Genomic DNA, 16,478 nt, shown 5'->3' with positions numbered 1-16,478 from the left:
GGATGCGCGGACCTCCTTGGGTCCCGCTGCCCTGTTCGCCATTTACCTTTTCCGCGAGACACCTTGGCTGTCAAGCGCGATGCGCAACGTGACACGGTCTCGTACGGGCCCCACGTACGCGGTGGCGTGCGACGCGGCCGCAAACACGGCCGTTCGCACTCCGTTCCTGTTCAACTGCTGGGCTGCTCACTGGTCATGGCCCGGGCAGGCTCCTATCGTCACTGCCCATGACCACCCGTAACAGCGAGCGCCTCGACCTCAACACCCACTCGGCGCGCACGTACTCCGCCATGCACCGTCTCGCCACCACGGCCGCCCAGGCCGCCACCGACGCGGGCCTGGAAGGCCCCCTGGTCGAGCTGGTGCGCATCCGTGCCTCCCAGATCAACGGCTGCGCCTTCTGCATCGACATGCACACCATCGACGCCCGGTCCGCCGGCGAGGCCGAGCAGCGCCTCTACGCCCTGAACGCCTGGGAGGAGGCCCCCTTCTTCACCGAGCGCGAGCGCGCCGCGCTGGAGTTCACCGAGTCGGTGACCCTCGTCCACGACGGTCACGTCCCGGACGACGTCTACGAGCGCACCGTGAAGGTCTTCGGCGAGGAGCAGCTGGCCGCCCTGCTGTGGATCATCGTCGTGATCAACAGCTACAACCGCGTCGCCATCACCCCCCGTCTCACCCCGGGCAACTACAAGCCCTCTGCCTGACCCGCCGCCGCCGCGTCCGCCCGCCCCTCCGCGAGGCGGTCGCGGCGGCTCCGTGTCCCGACCCAAGAAAACTCCCCCATGCCTGGCACCCACAGAACCCCGGTCAGCCCGCTGCCCCGGCCCGGCATCCGCGCGCAGGACTTCACCGATCCCTTCACCCGCCGCCTGCTGCTCAACGAGGGCTCGACCACCGAGCTCCTGGAGCGCCGCGGCCGCTGCCGGCTCGGACTGCGCGTCGTGGAGCAGACCCTGGCGCCCCTTCACCTCCGGGACGGCCGCCTGCTCGACATGCTGGGCGTCACCCCGCAGACCCCCTGCCTGGTCCGGCGCACCGAACTCGTCTCCCCCGAGGGGACGGCCGTCTCCCGGAACCTGGTGATCGGCCGGCTCCCCCGGTCCGACGAGGTCACCCAGGTCGTCACCCACCACTCCGTGGCCCTCGGCCGGTCCGTCAACCTGCGCGGCATCCCGCAGCGGCGGACCCTGCTGAGCACCGGCCTCACCACCTGGCAGGGCACCGGGCGCACCGTGCCCGCCGTGTCCCGCGGCTACCTGCTGCACCTGGACGACGAGGCCCCGCTGTACGTCGCGGAGACCTTCAACCCCGCCGTCGCCCCGCCCTGGCGGCGCGGGACGGGCACGGCGGCTCCGGTGAGCGCCGTACGAGCGGTCCCCGCCGTCGTCACCACGGCCCTCGGGCGGGCCTCATGAGCGGCTCGGTCGCCGTGGTCGGCGCCGGGCCGGTCGGCCTCGCCGCCGCGCTCGCCGCCCACTCCCTCGGCCTGGAGCCGGTCCTGCTGGAGGCCGGGGCGCGCACCGCCCGGCGGCCCGGCAGCCGCGCCATCTTCATCCACCGCGCCACCCTCGACCGCCTGGAGCGGATCCGCCCCGGCCTGAGCGCGGAGATCTCCGGTCAGGGCCTGGTGTGGGACACCAAGCGCACCCTGTGGGCCGGCCGTCAGGTGCACCTGCGCACCTACCCGACCACCGCGGCCACCGCGCCCTTCAGCAGCCTTCCGCAGACCGTCGTCGAGGACGTGCTGCGCCGCGCCTGTGACGCGGCGGGCATCCGCTCCGTGTGGGGCGATCCCGTCGCCGACGTGGACAGCGGCGCGGCCGGGGTCCGGCTGCGCACCCGCTCCGGCGGCGTGTACGAGGCCGGCCACGTCATCGCCGCCGACGGCTCCCGTTCGACGGTGCGCGAGCGGGTGGGCATCTCCCTGCGGGGCAGCACGTCCGAGACCGAGTTCGTCGTCATCGACGTCGCCGACGGTCCCGTACGGGCCCCCGCCGAGCGGATCTTCCACTACCGCCATCCCGGGGTCGCCGGGCGCAACGTGCTGCTCGTCCCCTTCCGGGGCGGCTGGCGCGTGGACGTCCAGTGCCGGCCCGGCGACGACGCGGCCCGCCTGGTCGCGAACGCGCCCCGGTGGCTGCCGCGGGTGCTGCCGCAGGTACCCGACCCCGAGATCACCTGGTCGTCGGTGTACCGCTTCCAGCAGCGCCTCGCCGACCGCTTCGCCGACGCGAGCGGCCGGGTCCTGCTGGCGGGCGAGGCGGCCCACCTGCTGCCGCCGTTCGGGGCGCGCGGCATGAACTCCGGGATCAGCGACGCCGTGGCCGCGGCCACCGCCGTACGGGAGGGCGCCGTCGCGGACTACGCCCGGGCCCGCCAGGAGGCCGCCGAGGGCAACATCCGCGCCGCCGGGGCCGCCCTGGACCACCTGCTCGCCGTCCGGCCGGCGCAGCGCGGCCGGCAGTGGGCCGCCGCCGCGCTCTCGCCGCTGTGGCCGAAGGCCGGCCACTGGCTGGACGCGGCGCCGTACGGGCCCCGCATCCGCAAGCTGACGTACTGAGAGCCGGCCCACCGAGCTCCGCACGGCGAACGGCCCCGTATCCGTCCATCGGATACGGGGCCGTCGGGCTTGCCGTGCTCTGCAGCTCGCGGTTCAGATCGCGTTCGCGCGCGCCAGGTCGGCGAACTCCCGCCAGAACCGGGCGTACTCCGTCGCGAGCTCCGCCACCGTCTCGGCGCGGTGCGCGGGCACCCCCTCGGCCATGGTGCGCCACTCGCCGGCCGGCAGGGTCAGCGCGCTCAGCAGCCGCAGCAGCGTCCGCCCCGTCTCGCTGTGCCGCAGCGTGGGGTCCTGGCACAGCTTCTGGTAGGCCACCGTCAGTTCCCGCTCCGGCGGCGGTACGAGGCGCACGTGGCCCCGCTTCGGCGCGGCGGGCCGCTGCTGCTGCTGTTGTTGCTGCTGCTTCTGGTGCTGCTGCTGGCGCTGCTTGCGCTCGCCGACCCGCTGGCGCTCCGGCACCGGGTCCTCGCCGCGCTGCATCCGCTGGCGCACGTCCCGGACGGTGGCCGGGGACAGCCCCGTCCGCTTGGCGATCTCCCGCAGCGAGACCCTGGCCGGGTCGGCCAGCAGCCGCTGCGCCTCCCGCCGGCCCTGCGCGGTGCTCAGCGGCCGGACCTTCCCGTCGCGGCCGAGCCGGCCCTCGGCGGGCGCCTGCACCGCGCCGGGGACGCCGCGCCGCAGCGCGGCCACCGTGTGCGCGGACAGCCCCGCGACCGAGGCGATGGCCCGGTCCGCCCAGTGGCCGTGCGTCTGGAGGATCCGTACCGCCGCGGCCGTCCGCTCGGACAGGGTCAGCGGCAGCCCGTGCCGGGTGTTGGACTGCACGGCGTACACGAAGGCGTCCTCCGCGCTGCCGTCGAGGAACTGGACCTCGATCTCCGTACGGCCGCGCAGCAGCGCGGCCCTGAGGCGGTGCATCCCGTCGACGACCCGCATCGAGGGCCGGTGCACGACGATCGGCGGCAGCCGGTTCTCCGAGACGGCCAGGGCCCGCAGGTGCTCCGCGTGCTCGGTGAGGGCGCGCGGGGAATCGGCGGGCTGGAGCGCGGAGATGGGCACCAGGTGCACCGAGGTGAGCCGCTGCGGACGCGACGGCTCCTGGCTCTCGTGGTTGACGGGGCTCCCCGCCCTGGCAGTGGTCATCGCCTGCGCCCTTTCCGAGTGGTGCGGTGGTAACAGCCCGCCGGGGGTGGGCAACCGTGCGCTTCGCACGGTTGCCCACCCCCGGCGGGGTCGTGTCAGCTGAAGCGGCGCAGCAGCGTGACCGCGGCCCCGGCCGCGGTCACGGCTTCCTCGCCGCCGGCTTCGAGCACCGGCAGCAGCGCCCCGAGGACGAGGGCCGGCCGGCCGCCGTTCTCGCGCAGGAAGGCCTCCGAGCCCTCCCAGAACACGGCGCGCACCGCGTCGACGGTGGGCAGGCCGCCCTCCGGGACAGCGGTGAGCAGCTTCGCGGCGAGCACCCGCTCCAGCTCGGTCGGCGCCCAGTCGCCCGCCGACAGGTCGGCGTCCAGGCCCTCGACGGCGGCGCGCAGCTCGGCCGGGGTGCCGCCCGGGGTCGCGGTGCGGGTGCCGATGAGCAGGCCGGGGATCGGGTTGGCCCGGTAGTTGTCCCAGAAGGCGTCGCCGAAGCGCTCGACCGACTCGGCGGGCACCTCCGGCACGTGCCAGGAGTAGGTGGTGAAGCCGGCGGCGGCCAGGCACTCGGCGAAGGCCTCGTACGACCAGCGCGAGGTGGTGATGGTGGAGGTCTCGGTGCCGATGAGGTCGGTGACGAGCACGCCCCGGTCCTCGGCGGGCGTCTCGGAGACCACCCGCAGGCCGTAGGCGTCCCACTCGGGGCCGAACGGGTCGAACTCGGGCCACACGGTGAGCGCGACGAAGGTGCCGCCGGGCACCAGGTTGTCGTGGATGCCGCGCAGCATCGAGGTCAGCTCGTCCTTCGTGGTGGCGTAGTTGAGCAGCCAGACCGCGCTGACCAGGTCGAACTCGCCCAGCCGGGGCAGGTTCACGGCGTCGGCCGCGTGGTAGGTGATGCCCTGGGGGTCCTTCTGCTCCGTCTCGCGGGCCAGCTCGACCATGACGGGCGACAGGTCCACGCCGACGACCTCGGCCGCGCCCGCGGACTTGATCAGGCGGGTGTAGTGGCCGTGCCCGCAGGCGAGGTCGAGGACCCGGGCGCCGGTCAGGTCGCCGAGGTGCTTGAGGACGTTGTGGGCTTCGGGCCCGGCCAGCGGGGCCGTGTCCTTGAAGTCCGAGTAACGGTCGCCGATCACCGCGTACTGGTCGTTCTGCTCGGTCATGTGCGTACTCCCTTGGGTGCGGCGGCGTCAGACGTTCGCGGGGCGGTGGGCGGCGAGGTCGGTGTAACCCACGGCCGCTCCGTCGTGGAAGGTGTCCGGGTCGGGCTCGGTGAGCGGGGCGCCGCTGCGGATCCGCTCGGGCAGGTCGGGGTTGGCGGAGAAGTACCGCGCGAAGCTCACGGCGTCGGCGAGGTCCGCGTCGAGCCGGGCGGCGGCGGTGGCCGGGTCGGTGGGGTCGTCGCCGGTGAACGGATTGGTGATGACGGCGCCCGCCCAGCGCTCGCGCAGCAGCGCCGGGAGCTCCGGGTCCGGGCCCTCGACGATGTGCAGGTAGGCGATCGCCTGGGCGTTGAGGGCGTCCGCGAGCAGGCCGTACGTGGTCGCGGGGTCCTTCTCGACGGTGTCGTTGTAGCCGCTGGCGGGCGAGAGGCGCAGGCCCGTACGGCCGGCCCCGACGGCGGCGGCGACCGCGGCGACGGCCTCGGAGACGAAGCGGACGCGGCCGGCGGCGTCACCGCCGTAGGAGTCCTCGCGCAGGTTGGAGTTGTCGGAGAGGAACTGGTGGAGCAGGTAGCCGTTGGCGCCCTGGAGCTCGACCCCGTCGAAGCCCGCCCCGATCGCGGCGGTGGCCGCGGCGGCGAAGTCCCGGACGGTCGCGGCGATGTCGGCGGGGGTCATCTCGCGCGGCTCCACCGTGTCCACCAGCACCCCGGGCGCGGTACGGGCGTCGCTGAGCGCGGTCACGGCGGACGGCGCCAGCGGGCGGACCCCGGCCGGGAGCAGGTCGGGGTGGGCGATCCGGCCGTGGTGGGACAGCTGCGCCACGATCCGCCCGCCGGCCGCGTGCACGGCCTCGGTCACCCGCTTCCAGCCCGCGATCTGGTCGGCGGTGTGCAGTCCGGGCTGGCCGACCGGCCCGTGCCCGGCGGCGCTGACGCGTACGCCTTCGGTGATGATCAGCCCGGCGGAGGCGCGCTGGGCGTAGTACTCGGCCATCAGGGCGCCGGGGACACCGGCGGCGTCGGCGCGGTTGCGCGTCATGGGCGCCATGACCACGCGGTGGGGGAGCGTCAGCGCGCCCGCGGTGAGGGGGTCGAACAGGGAAGGCATGGGGTCTCCGGAGGGTGGGGCGGGGAAGCGGTGGATCAGTGGGTGTCGTCGGAGGCCAGGGCCCGGTCGACGAGGGCCGGCGCGGCCCCCGTGTAGCGGACCGGGTCGAGGAGTTCACGGAGCCGGTCGGCGCTGAGGTGCTCCTGGACCTCGGGGCGGTCCGCGAGGACCTCCCCCAGCGGCCGGCCGGTGCGCCCGGCCTCCGCCGAGGCCTCGGTGAGCAGGGCCTTGGCCGGGGCGCGGCCCAGCAGCGGGGCGAGGACGGCGGAGATCCGCTCGGAGACGACCTGGCTGCCGGTCAGCGCCAGGTTGGCCCGCATGCGGTCCTCGTTGACCTGGAGGCCCTCGGCCAGCTCCACCGCGGTGTACGCGGCGCCGCCGGCCAGTCGCAGGCATTCGCGCAGCAGCAGCCACTCGGCGTGCCAGGCGCCGCCCGACCGTTCGTCCTCGGCCAGCAGGCACTGGGTCAGGCCCGCCGCCAGCACCGGCACCTGGAGGGCGGCGGAGCGGATCAGCGTGGCCAGCACCGGGTTGCGCTTGTGGGGCATCGCCGAGGAGACGCCCCGGCCGGCCCGGCCGGGCTCGGTGACCTCGCCGACCTCGGTCCGGGTCAGCGACTGCACGTCCACGGCGATCTTCCCGAGCGCCCCGGCCGTGAGGGCCAGCGCGCCCGCGAGGTCGGCGATCGGGGTCCGCAGGGCGTGCCAGGGCAGCGCCGCGTCGGCGAGCCCGGTCTCCTCGGCGAAGGCCTCGGTCAACCGCCGTACGTACGCGCCGGGTTCGACGGGCGCGGCGCCCTCGGGGGCGGCGTACTCCAGGTAGCCGGCGAGGGTGCCCGCGGCCCCGCCGAGCGAGACCGGCAGGCCGCCGTCGAGCAGCCGGCGCAGCCGTGCCGAGGAGTCGAGCAGCAGCTGCCGCCAACCCGCCGCCTTCAGCCCGAAGGTGGTGGGCACGGCCTGCAGGGCGAGGGTGCGCCCGGCCATGGCGGTGTCGCGGTGCCTGGCCGCGAGCGCGCCCAGGGCCTCGGCGGCGCGCTCCAGGTCGGCGGTGACGAGGAGCAGCGCGCGGCGCGCGACGAGCATCGCGCCGGTGTCGAAGATGTCCTGGCTGGTGGAGCCGCGGTGGACGTACTCGGCGGCCTCCGGGTCCCGCTCGGCCACCAGGTCGGTGAGCGCGCGGACCAGGCCCACCACCGGGTTGGCGGTCTCCCGGCTGCCCCGGGCGACGGCCAGCGCGTCGATGTGCTCCGCGCGGGCCGCCTCCGTGATCGCCCGGGCGGCCTCCTTCGGCATGGTGCCGAGCCGGGCCTGGGCCCGGGCCAGGGCCGCCTCGGCGTCCAGCATGGCCTGGAGCCACGCCAGGTCGCCGACGGCGGCCTCGACCGGGGTGCCGGCCCGGACCGGGGACAGCAGCCCCGTGTCCGGTCCGGCGGCCGCGGCCGGGAAGGCGGCCGCGCCGGGGTCCGTGCTCACGGCTTCACCCCGGAGAGGGTGTGCCGCTCCGGGACCGGTGCCGGGACGAGCCGGGTGTCCTCGTGCACCACGGTCATCAGCGCGGACGCGATGGCGTCGGAGTCGCCCAGGGTCACCGAGTCCACGCCGGGGCGGATGCCCGCGGCGGTGGCCCAGTGGACCGCTTCCGTCGGCACGCCGTACGCGAAGCGGCGCGGGTGCGGGCGGCCCTGGGCGTCGATGACGCGGCACGGCCGCTCGGTGACCGCGACGGCCCCGGTCTCGTAGCCGTCCGCGCCACCGGCGCCGGGGACGGTGTGCGGGCGGACCTGACCCGTCTCCAGCAGGTACGCGAGCAGCGGATCGGCGGTGCGCCGCACGTCGGGGACGGGCAGCCGGGCGTCGATCAGCACGCGCGCGGTGATGGTCCGGCCGCCGGTCACCGCCGACTCGGCGGTGAACACGCCGTCGCCGGAGTGCGGGGTGATCCGCAGGTCCGGCCCCAGGACGTCGAGGATCCCGGCCCGGATCAGCGCGATCATCTCCTCGATGCGCGAGGCGGGCGGGCCGATCGAGAGGAACGCGTTGAGCGGGGTGTACCAGCCGTCCAGGTGCTCGCGGTGCGAGGCACCGGTGAGACCGGAGTGGTCGACCGCGAGGCGGATCTCGTTGCGCAGGTCGCGCAGGACGTCGAGGGCCGTCTTGAACGGGCCGCTGACGTTGCCCCGGCGGGCCTCGGCCAGGTCCCGGCCGAGGTAGTCCAGCAGCCAGCCGCGGAACTCGTCGAGGGAGGCGAACCGGCGGCCCTCGGCGGGGTCGTTGATCCGGTCCCAGCTCCAGCGGTCGGCGGCGGCGATGCCGTACCGGTCGAGGACCGCGCCGCGGGCCTCCTCGGTCTCGGCCGCCAGGTAGTCGTCGCACAGCTTCCTGGCGTCCTCGATGCGGCCCGCGCCGCGCAGCAGCACGTCGTAGTAGACGCTCTCGACCTCGCGGGAGACCAGCGGCCACAGCTCGGCCAGGAAGTCCACGCGTTCGCCGGCCGTGGCGCGCTCGCGCAGGACGGCCACGTGGTCGGCCGTCAGCAGGCGCGGGTAGTAGCGGCCGAAGGGGCCCTTCTCGTTCGCCCCGCGCGAGTGGTAGGGGATCCCCCGGCGGGAGCCCGCCACCAGGCGCGGCTCCTGGCCCGAGGGGCGGTAGACGAGCGTGCCGTCGACCCGCTCGAACGCCCCGCCGCGGCCACGGGTGAACAGCGCCATGTGGTCGAAGAAGTTGAGGCCGAGCCCGCGCAGCAGCACCGTCTCGCCGGGTTCGACGAAGGACAGGTCCAGGTCGGCCGGATTGGCGGGCGGCACGTACGCCAGCCTGTGCTCCCGCGCGAACGCCGTGAGCGCGGCCTCGCCCCGGTCGGGCCGGGAGTCGGTGTGGCCGAGGGCGAGCACGACCGCGCCCAGGTCGGGCAGGGCGGTGCCGTCGGCGAGCCGCAGGAGCTGCCCGCCGTCGCGGTCTTCCAGGGCCACGGCACGCGACTGGTGGACGCGGACCGTGATGCCCACCGGGGCGGTCCTGACGACCCGGCGGAACGCCCAGCGCAGGTAGTGCCCGTACAGGGAGCGGGTCGGGTAGTCGTCGGGCCCCAGGACGCGCGCCTCGGCGAGGACCGCCTCGGCGAGCTCCGGCTCGGCGAAGTCGTCGAAGGGGCCCATCAGGGTGAGGAACCGGGCCCACTCGTACAGGCTGGGTCCCTCGACGACCGGACCCGCCATGACGACCGAGTCGTCGGTGAAGACGGTGACCTGGGAGGACACCGTGTTCATCAGCAGGTTGCGGCTCTGGTCGGTGCGCCACACGGCGCCGGCGCCCGCCGGGTGGGGGTCCACGACGTGGACGGTGACCGGGGTGTCCGGCACGGTCCGGGCGAACTGGGCGCAGAACCGCTCCAGTACGGACAGGCCGCGCGGGCCGGCGCCGATGATGGCGAAGAACTGCCGGCGCTTCTCACTCATCGCGGATTCCCGTCCAGGTGGTGACCTCGACGCCGTCCCCGAGCGGGAGGTCGAGGGAGACGTAGCCCAGCCGCCCGTCCCGGATCCGTTCCAGGTAGTCGGCGGGAAGCATGGACAGGTTGTCGGAGACGATCACGGCGCCGGGCGCCATGAGGGGCTCCAGGACCTTCAGGACCGGCAGGTAGAGCTCTTTCCAGCCGTCCAGGAGGATGAAGTCGACGGGCTCGGTGAGCGCGCCGAGCGTGTCGCGGGCGTCGCCCTCCAGCACGGTGACGAGGTCGGCGAGTCCGGCCTCGGCCAGGTTGTCCCGCGTCTTGCGGACCTTGCCGCCGTCGAGCTCGCTGGTGGTGAGGTGACCGCTGCCGTTCTCCCGCAGGGCGGCGGCGATCTGGATGGCCGAGGCGCCGTAGGACGCCCCGAACTCGACGGGGTTGCGCGGCCGCAGGGTGCGGACCAGCAGGTGGAGCAGCCGGCCGATCTTCGGATCGACGGGGAGCAGGGCCTCGGCGCACAGGGCGCTGGCCTCCGCGGGGGTGGGCGGGGCCGATAATCCGGCGGCGCTCGCGTAGGCGCGCTCCATGACGCCCTTGTCGTCACGTTCGGCCATGGAGTACAGCCGGTTGAGAACGGCGCGCACCGCAGGCTCATCGAGCCCTGAGGAGCCCTGTCGTACAGGCAGGACAGACAAGATTTTCTCCCGTTAACATTCGAGCCCGCAGGCCGGCCGTCAGGCCGTGACGCCTTCGAGCAGGTCGCGGCGTATGTAGCTCAGGGCGTTGTAGATGGTCCGGCGGGTGTCGAGGATCGCCCGACGGCCGTGCATGACACGGGTGTTGTCGATGAGGGCGATGTCGCCGTCCTGCCAGTGGATGTCCTCGGTGAGCTCGTCGGTGAGGGTCTTCATCCGGCTGATCAGGCCGTCGGGGAAGCCGGTGCCGTCGGCGTAGCCGATGACCGGCTTCTCGTAGTTGTAGGAGGGGCCGAAGATGCTGTTGGCCCAGGAGGGGCGGTCGCCGAACAGGGTGGTCCGGGCCGCCGGGGTGCGGTACGTGTAGTGGGCGGAGCCGTCCTCCTGGAGGACGAGGGTGGTGCCCTCGCGGTCCTGGACCAGGGCGAGGAAGTCGTCGAAGGTGATGTCCTCGACCTTCTTGTCACCGCCGGACTGGTGCAGGACGAACTGCTTCCACTTGGCTTCCTCGACCCGGCGGGCGTAGGAGATGTCCTGGGCGAAGGCGGCCTGGTCCCCGGCGGGGGTCGCGTCCCACACCCGGTAGCCGTCGCACACCGTGGTCTGCGAGCCGCTGGAGGCGGCCGTCTCGCAGAAGAACCAGGTCAGGTCGGGTCCGAAGGGGCTGTTGCCGTTCTCCAGGTGGAGTCCGACCTCGTCCGTACCGGCATCGACCTTCTGCGCCACGGCGCCTCCGTGAAAGGTGCGCGCGGGGTCCAGGGTCACGCGGTCGGAGTGCGCCTTGACGAAGAGGGAGAAGTCCTCGACGGAGGGGCGGAACCCGCGCAGGACCACGAAGCCCGCCTCCGCGAGCAGGGCGACGGTGTCACGGGGTTCCAGGTCGCCCAGGGTGGGACAGCCCTCGCTGGCCAGGACGAGCTTGCCCGTTCCCGCTCCGAGGGACTGGACGTCCGGCTGACTGTGAGACATGTGTGACCTCTTGACTCATCGCGGTTGATGGGAGAGCAGTGACTCGGCTATCGCCGTGCGCACCGGGCGGCCGGTGACGGTGAAGAGCCGTCGGTACGCCTCGTCGTCGGCGCTCAGCAGGTGCACCACCTCGACGCGTTCCACCTGCGAGAGGTGTTCGGCTCCGAAGGCGGCGATCTCGCGCTCCGCCTCCTGCCGGTCGATGGCGGGGTCGATGACGAACAGGCCGTTCAGGGCGGGCAGATCGTTGCCCACGACGGCCGCGGCCCGGACGAACGGGAGCCGCGCGTACTGGGCCTCGACCCATTCCGGCGCCACGTTGCGCCCGGCGGCGGTGATGATGACGTTCTTCTTGCGGCCGGTGATCCGCAGGAACCCGTCCTCGTCGATGGTGGCCAGGTCACCGGTGTGCAGCCAGCCGTCGACGACGGCGCAGGCCGACGGGTCGGGCCGGGTGTACCCGTCGAACAGCGAGGGGCTGCTGACGAGGACCTCGCCCTCCTCGCTGAGGCGGACGCTGACGTGGCGCAGCGGCCGTCCCACGGTGCCGATCCGGCGGGCGCCGGGGGTGTTCCAGCTGACGACGGAGCTGTTCTCGGAGAGCCCGTACCCCTCGTAGACGGGGATCCCGAAGCCGTCCAGTTCGCGCAGGGTGTCCGGGTGGACGGGCGCGCCGCCGCAGCAGATCAGGGGGGCCCGGTCGGTGCCGAACAGGGCCTGGTTGACGTTGCCGCCGGCCTCCTTCGCCCGGCGCGCGGCCTCGGCGAGGGCCGTGACCAGGGCCGGGGTGGCGACGACGGCGCTCGTGCGCGCGGTGACCAGGTGGGGCAGGGTGGCCTCGACGGCCGATCCGCTGGTGCCCACGAGCGGGGCGTCGGGCGGCAGCAGGGTGACGCAGCCGCCGTCCAGGAGCACCAGGTACAGCCCGGTGACCTGCTCGATGAGCAGGCTGAACGGGACGACGGACAGGTAGCGGGCGAAGGCGTCCGCGGGCATCGCGGCGTGCAGCGAGTCGATGAGCGCGCTGATGCCGCCCGAGCGGATCCGTACGCCCTTGGGGCGCGAGGTGGTCCCCGAGGTGTGGATGATCTTGCAGATCCAGTTCTCGTCCGCGGCGGGCACGGCGTACGGCCGCGCGGCCGCGCCGAGCGCGTCCAGGGACACCTCGACGACCCGGCAGCCGGGCGGCAGTACGCTCTCGCGCCCCCACTCGGCGAGCCGGGCGGCCCCGAGGGAGTCCACGACGCAGACCTCCGCCTCCTCCAGGAGGCTGGCGGCCTGCTCCCGGGTGAAGGCGAGCGGGACCGGGACCTCCGTGGCCCGGGCGGCCAGCAGCGCCAGGTCCGCGACGACGAACTCCGCGGTGTTGCCGCACAGCACGCCGGTGCGGCCGGCCGCCGTGACGAGGGGCGCCAGCTCCTCGCTCAGCGCCCGCGCGGCGCGGGTGATCTGCCGGTAGGTGTACTCGGCGGCGAAGCCGCCCGCTCCGTCCAGGACCCGGACCAGGGTGCGGTCCGTTTCGGCGTAGCGCTCCAGGGCGCTCTCAACGGCTCGCACGGCTGACCGCCTCCTGCGCGGGAGCGGTGGCCCTGGTGTCGGTGAGCAGCTCGACCATCGGCTCCAGGAAGGTGTACCGGCCGGTGGCGTTGGCGAACAGGTCGGCCAGCTTGCGCAGTTCGATGAAGCCGACCTGGGGGAGGTGGTCGTAGTACGTCCCCCAGCTGCCCCGCTCCTGCGGGTCGAGCCGGTCCGGGTCGGCGTCGCCCAGGACGGTGAACCCGATGCCGGCGCGCCGCAGCGACTGGCGCAGCGGGGCGGTGACGGTGCACAGGATGTACTCCATGCCCATGCACCAAGAGATGATCGGGATCAGCCGGACCAGTTCCTGACCGGAGCCGGGCACGCTCGCGAGCGCGCCGATCTCGATGACGTTGGCGCGGTCCACCGGGGTGCCGGTGCGCTCGGCGATGGCCTTCTCGACGGTGGTGTCGAGGTAGCGCTCCGAGAAGAACGGCTCGTCCGAGACGTGGGTGCAGCCGGCGCACCCCACCATGACGGGCTCGCCGCCCTCCTCCTGCCGGACGGCCACGATGAAGGAGTCGGGGTCCGGCTGGATCTTCGCCGCGTGGACCGCGGCGTAGGTGGTGCGGGCGAGGTCGCCCGCCTCGTGCCAGGCACTTGTGTCCCGTAGCGCCAGGGATATCTTCAGCAAGACCGAGTCTCCATTCGCGGATGTCCCGGGCCAGGGAGGCGGTGCGCCCAAGGACGAGCCTGTTCAAGCTGGGCGGCGAGGGCGAACAGGGTCGCCTCGTCGCCGAATCGCCCGGTGGCGTGAACGCCGACGGGGAGGCCCGCTTCGGTCCAGTGCAGGGGGACCGACATGGCGGGCTGGCCCGTGAGGTTCGCCAGCGGAGTCTCGTGGCAGAACTCGACGGCACGCGTGAGCTGCTGCCGGGGAGTGCCGACGGAGAAGGTGCCGAGCGGCGGGGCCGGCTCGGAGGTGACCGGGCCGAGGAGCACGTCGTAGCCCCGGCGGCTGCCCCGGCCCTGGCGCCCGGCCTCGCCCCCGTCCTCGTCCTCGTAGAAGCCGGCGAGGCCCCGGGCGGCCCGCTGGAGGGTGGAGACGGCCAGCAGGTAGCCGGCGGCGCTCAGGGTCCGCCCCTGCTCGTACAGCTCCCAGGTCAGTTCCTCGAACTGGCCGGGCTCCGGGGTGCGGCCGCTGAGCAGCGCGTACGAGCTGATCGCGGAGGAGACCCCGGCGGCCCACAGCACCAGGAACGGTTCGACGAGGTCGGTGAAGGCCACGGCCGGTTCGGCCTCGACGACCTCGTGTCCGAGCTCGGCGCAGAGCGCCGCGGCCTCGCGCACCGCGGTCGCGCAGGCGGGGTCGAGGCGGCCGCCGCTGCCGGCGCGGGTGCTGAAGGCGATCCGCAGGCGGCGTCCGGGGCCTTCGGCCACGGCCCGCGCAAACGTTCCCGCGGCCACCGGCGGCGCCCAGTACGGGTCGCCCGGCGCGGGGCCGGAGATCGCGTCGAGCACGGCGGCGCTGTCGCGGACCGAGCGGCTGACGACGTGCTCGGCCGCGAGGCCGTTCATCAGGTCGCCGACGGCGGGGCCCAGCGGCGTCCGCGCCCGGGTGGGCTTGAGTCCGAACACGCCGCAGTTGGAGGCCGGGATGCGGATGGAGCCGCCCGCGTCGTTGGCGTGCGCGACGGGGACCAGGCCGGCCGCGACGGCCGCGGCGGAACCGCCGCTGGAGCCGCCCGCGCTGCGGGCGTGGTCCCAGGGGTTCACGGTGGCGCCCTGGGCCGTGTTCTCGGTGGTGGGCAGCACCCCGAACTCCGCGGTCCTCGCCTTGCCCAGCACCCGCAGCCCGGCGGCCTCGAAACGGTCGGTCAGCTCACTGCCCTGCGCCGGCACGAACCCCTTCAGGAACCTCGATCCCATCGTCGCCTCCATGCCGGCGACGGTCGGGCCTAAGTCCTTGAGGAGGAAGGGCACGCCGTGCAGGGGCCCCCGCTCCTCTGGGCGCAGGCCATCGGGCTCGTCCGCCTGGGCCAGCGCCCGGTCGAAGGAGGTGACGGCGACGGACCCCAGTGACCCGTCGAGCCTTTCGATGCGCTCGATGGCGGCGCGCAGCAGATCGCCCCGCGACAGCTCACCGGTGCGCACGAGTTCTGCCTGCGCATGCCCGTCGAGCTCACGCAGGCGCTCTGAGAAAGACATGCCATCACCCTTTCGAAATAGCTTTCAATAAAGCTTTCTTGCGAGATGCTAGCTTCTGGTGCGGGGTTCATCAACCGACGACCGGGCCTTGGACGGTGTGTCCTGGGGTGGAAAATCGGACAGATGCCCCCATGAGGTTGGCCACCCGGACCGACCTTTGATGAGATGCGCGTCAGAACCAGGCCCTGGCAAGGCGCGGCAGGCGCGGCACACCGAACCGCCGCGCGGGAGGCGAAACATGAACGACAGAGCTCCGGCCGGCAACGCGATCCCACTGGACCGGCTGGCCCGCCAGGCGACCCGGCTGGCGCAGCTCGTGAACGCGGCCACCCGGGCGGCCTCGGCCTCGGCCGGCCTGACTCATGCGGATACGGACGTACTCCTGGCCCTGTACGGCGCCCCGGGGCACCGGCTCCGGCCCACCGCGCTGTCCACCGCGTGCAACCTCTCCTCGGGCGGCACGAGCAATGTCATCCTCCGGCTGATGCAGGCCGGATACGTGAACCGGGAAGCCGACGCGTACGACGGCCGCAGCACCTGGGTGCAACTCACCATGGAGGGAGAGGCACTCGCGTCCTCGGTTCTGGAATCAGCCACAGCGGCGCACGCCCGGCTCCTCGACCGGCTGCCCGGCGGCATCGCCGTCGCGCTCGACGAACTCCTGGAGATCGCCCTCGGCCACCTCGACGACGGCGCAGGCCGCTAGCCTGGCCCGCCGCGCCTTCTGCCGGCCGGCGGCGGTCCGTTCACCCGGGGCCCGCCGGAGGGCCTTCACCCCGGGCGGGGACGCCGCCGCGGCCGGGGCGGCCGCCGAGGACGCGCGCGGGGAGGACCTGGACAGCGCGATGAGCTTGGCCATCTGCGCCCCGGTGGGAACCCCCTCGACGCGGTACCCGTCGGCCACGACCGTCGGGGCGATCCGCACGGACCGCCGCGGGGTCACCGCTTCCTGGTGCCGTCGTACGTAGTAGGGCGAGCGCACCGCCGCGCGGAAGCGCTCCGGGTCGAGCCCGGCGCGCCGGGCGGCCTCGGCCAGCACCGCGAGGTCCGCGATGTCCTGACCCTCCGTGAAGCGCGCGGAGAAGACCTGGTCGCTGTAGGCGTCGCCGCACCCGTGGTCCGCCGCGTACTGGTAGCCCTGGAGGGCGAGGCGGCTGGACGTGTTCGCGGGGGCGACCGGGCTCACCCGTACCCCCAGCCGGTCGGCGAGCGGACGCAGACCGCGGTCCCAGCGCTGGGCCGACCACACCGGGTCCCAGGCTCCGCGCCGGCTTTCATGGGGATGCCACCGCACCTGAACACCGGAGCCCGCGAGCTCCTCGGTCAGGAAGTGACGGGTGATCATACTGGACGGGCATCCGTAGTCGAACCACGAGTCAATCCCGACAGCCATCGCTAGTGGGCGCCTTCCTGCACCTGGGTGCTGTGCTCTGTTGGCCGGTCACCTCTGGTGCTCCATGGCGGACTTGCACCGCCCGGCCATAGAACCATACCTTCATCCCGGTTTTCAATCAGCTACCGGTATTGACTCAGTGGCGCCTTAACAGCGGCCCTGAGCAGCGAAAATACAAGAGCGTGAACCCCGGGCGTCGAGATTATGGACAGCTTCTCCCGCCTATTCGCGGTGAAGATCCTGGCCAAATGCAGACCGAGAGGTCTCGTTCTGTT

The 16,478-nt window shown here is 73.7% G+C and carries 15 protein-coding genes; 4 read left to right on the top strand and 11 right to left on the bottom strand.

The window, feature by feature from the left end; genetic code table 11:
* Nucleotides 1–227: 227 nt before the first annotated feature.
* From EES41_RS37885 to EES41_RS37875, 3 genes are all read left to right on the top strand, one after another.
* Nucleotides 228–707, top strand: coding sequence for a carboxymuconolactone decarboxylase family protein (locus EES41_RS37885; protein WP_123083088.1), 480 nt, complete (start codon nt 228–230; stop codon nt 705–707).
* Nucleotides 708–785: 78 nt separating this feature from the next.
* The gene (locus EES41_RS37880) at nt 786–1,418 is read left to right on the top strand and encodes a hypothetical protein (protein ID WP_123083087.1); all 633 of its coding nucleotides are present in this window, start codon (nt 786–788) and stop codon (nt 1,416–1,418) included.
* The gene (locus tag EES41_RS37875; RefSeq protein ID WP_123083086.1) at nt 1,415–2,563 is read left to right on the top strand and encodes an FAD-dependent monooxygenase; all 1,149 of its coding nucleotides are present in this window, start codon (nt 1,415–1,417) and stop codon (nt 2,561–2,563) included. Before EES41_RS37880 ends, EES41_RS37875 begins: the two co-directional genes overlap by 4 nt.
* A gap of 93 nt (nt 2,564–2,656) precedes the next feature.
* Here EES41_RS37875 and EES41_RS37870 read toward each other — a convergent pair whose 3' ends face one another.
* The 10 genes from EES41_RS37870 to EES41_RS37825 form a co-directional block, all read right to left on the bottom strand.
* The gene (locus EES41_RS37870; RefSeq protein WP_123083085.1) at nt 2,657–3,706 is read right to left on the bottom strand and encodes a helix-turn-helix domain-containing protein; all 1,050 of its coding nucleotides are present in this window, start codon (nt 3,704–3,706) and stop codon (nt 2,657–2,659) included.
* Between the two features lie 95 nt (nt 3,707–3,801).
* Entirely contained in the window at nt 3,802–4,863 is a 1,062-nt protein-coding gene (locus EES41_RS37865) for a class I SAM-dependent methyltransferase (RefSeq protein WP_123083084.1), read from the bottom strand.
* A 27-nt stretch (nt 4,864–4,890) separates the two neighbouring features.
* Nucleotides 4,891–5,973, bottom strand: coding sequence for an alkene reductase (locus EES41_RS37860; RefSeq protein WP_123083083.1), 1,083 nt, complete (start codon nt 5,971–5,973; stop codon nt 4,891–4,893).
* 35 nt (nt 5,974–6,008) lie between these two features.
* Nucleotides 6,009–7,445, bottom strand: a complete 1,437-nt coding sequence (gene pcaB, locus EES41_RS37855; RefSeq protein WP_123083082.1) for a 3-carboxy-cis,cis-muconate cycloisomerase — start codon at nt 7,443–7,445, stop codon at nt 6,009–6,011.
* Entirely contained in the window at nt 7,442–9,427 is a 1,986-nt protein-coding gene (locus tag EES41_RS37850) for an FAD/NAD(P)-binding protein (protein WP_123083081.1), read from the bottom strand. The genes pcaB and EES41_RS37850 overlap by 4 nt, the downstream gene beginning before the upstream one ends.
* Entirely contained in the window at nt 9,420–10,064 is a 645-nt protein-coding gene (locus EES41_RS37845; protein WP_123083080.1) for an O-methyltransferase, read from the bottom strand. The genes EES41_RS37850 and EES41_RS37845 overlap by 8 nt, the downstream gene beginning before the upstream one ends.
* A gap of 90 nt (nt 10,065–10,154) precedes the next feature.
* Nucleotides 10,155–11,084 carry a TauD/TfdA family dioxygenase gene (locus EES41_RS37840; RefSeq protein ID WP_123083079.1) on the bottom strand — a complete coding sequence of 310 codons (930 nt, stop codon included), beginning with the start codon at nt 11,082–11,084 and terminating at the stop codon, nt 10,155–10,157.
* A 15-nt stretch (nt 11,085–11,099) separates the two neighbouring features.
* Entirely contained in the window at nt 11,100–12,641 is a 1,542-nt protein-coding gene (locus EES41_RS37835) for an AMP-binding protein (protein ID WP_123083078.1), read from the bottom strand.
* Nucleotides 12,628–13,296 (bottom strand): thermostable hemolysin, encoded by a 669-nt coding sequence (locus EES41_RS37830; RefSeq protein ID WP_123083077.1) that lies wholly within the window; start codon nt 13,294–13,296, stop codon nt 12,628–12,630. The genes EES41_RS37835 and EES41_RS37830 overlap by 14 nt, the downstream gene beginning before the upstream one ends.
* Nucleotides 13,290–14,810 (bottom strand): amidase, encoded by a 1,521-nt coding sequence (locus EES41_RS37825; RefSeq protein WP_123083076.1) that lies wholly within the window; start codon nt 14,808–14,810, stop codon nt 13,290–13,292. The genes EES41_RS37830 and EES41_RS37825 overlap by 7 nt, the downstream gene beginning before the upstream one ends.
* Nucleotides 14,811–15,048: 238 nt before the next feature.
* Here EES41_RS37825 and EES41_RS37820 point away from each other — a divergent pair, with 238 nt between their 5' ends.
* On the top strand, nt 15,049–15,516 hold the full coding sequence (locus tag EES41_RS37820) for a MarR family winged helix-turn-helix transcriptional regulator (RefSeq protein WP_123083075.1): 468 nt from the start codon (nt 15,049–15,051) through the stop codon (nt 15,514–15,516).
* On the opposite strand, the gene EES41_RS37815 is transcribed toward EES41_RS37820, so the two are convergent.
* Nucleotides 15,400–16,203, bottom strand: coding sequence for a DsbA family protein (locus tag EES41_RS37815; RefSeq protein WP_123083074.1), 804 nt, complete (start codon nt 16,201–16,203; stop codon nt 15,400–15,402). The two genes, EES41_RS37820 and EES41_RS37815, sit on opposite strands and share 117 nt — an antisense overlap.
* Between the last annotated feature and the right edge of the window lie 275 nt (nt 16,204–16,478).

The organism is Streptomyces sp. ADI95-16, assembly GCF_003721495.1.
In the GTDB taxonomy this organism is placed as follows: Bacteria; Actinomycetota; Actinomycetes; order Streptomycetales; family Streptomycetaceae; genus Streptomyces; species Streptomyces goshikiensis.
The sequence above is the reverse complement of the archived record's forward strand: the minus strand, read 5'-3'. Positions and strand labels throughout refer to the sequence as shown.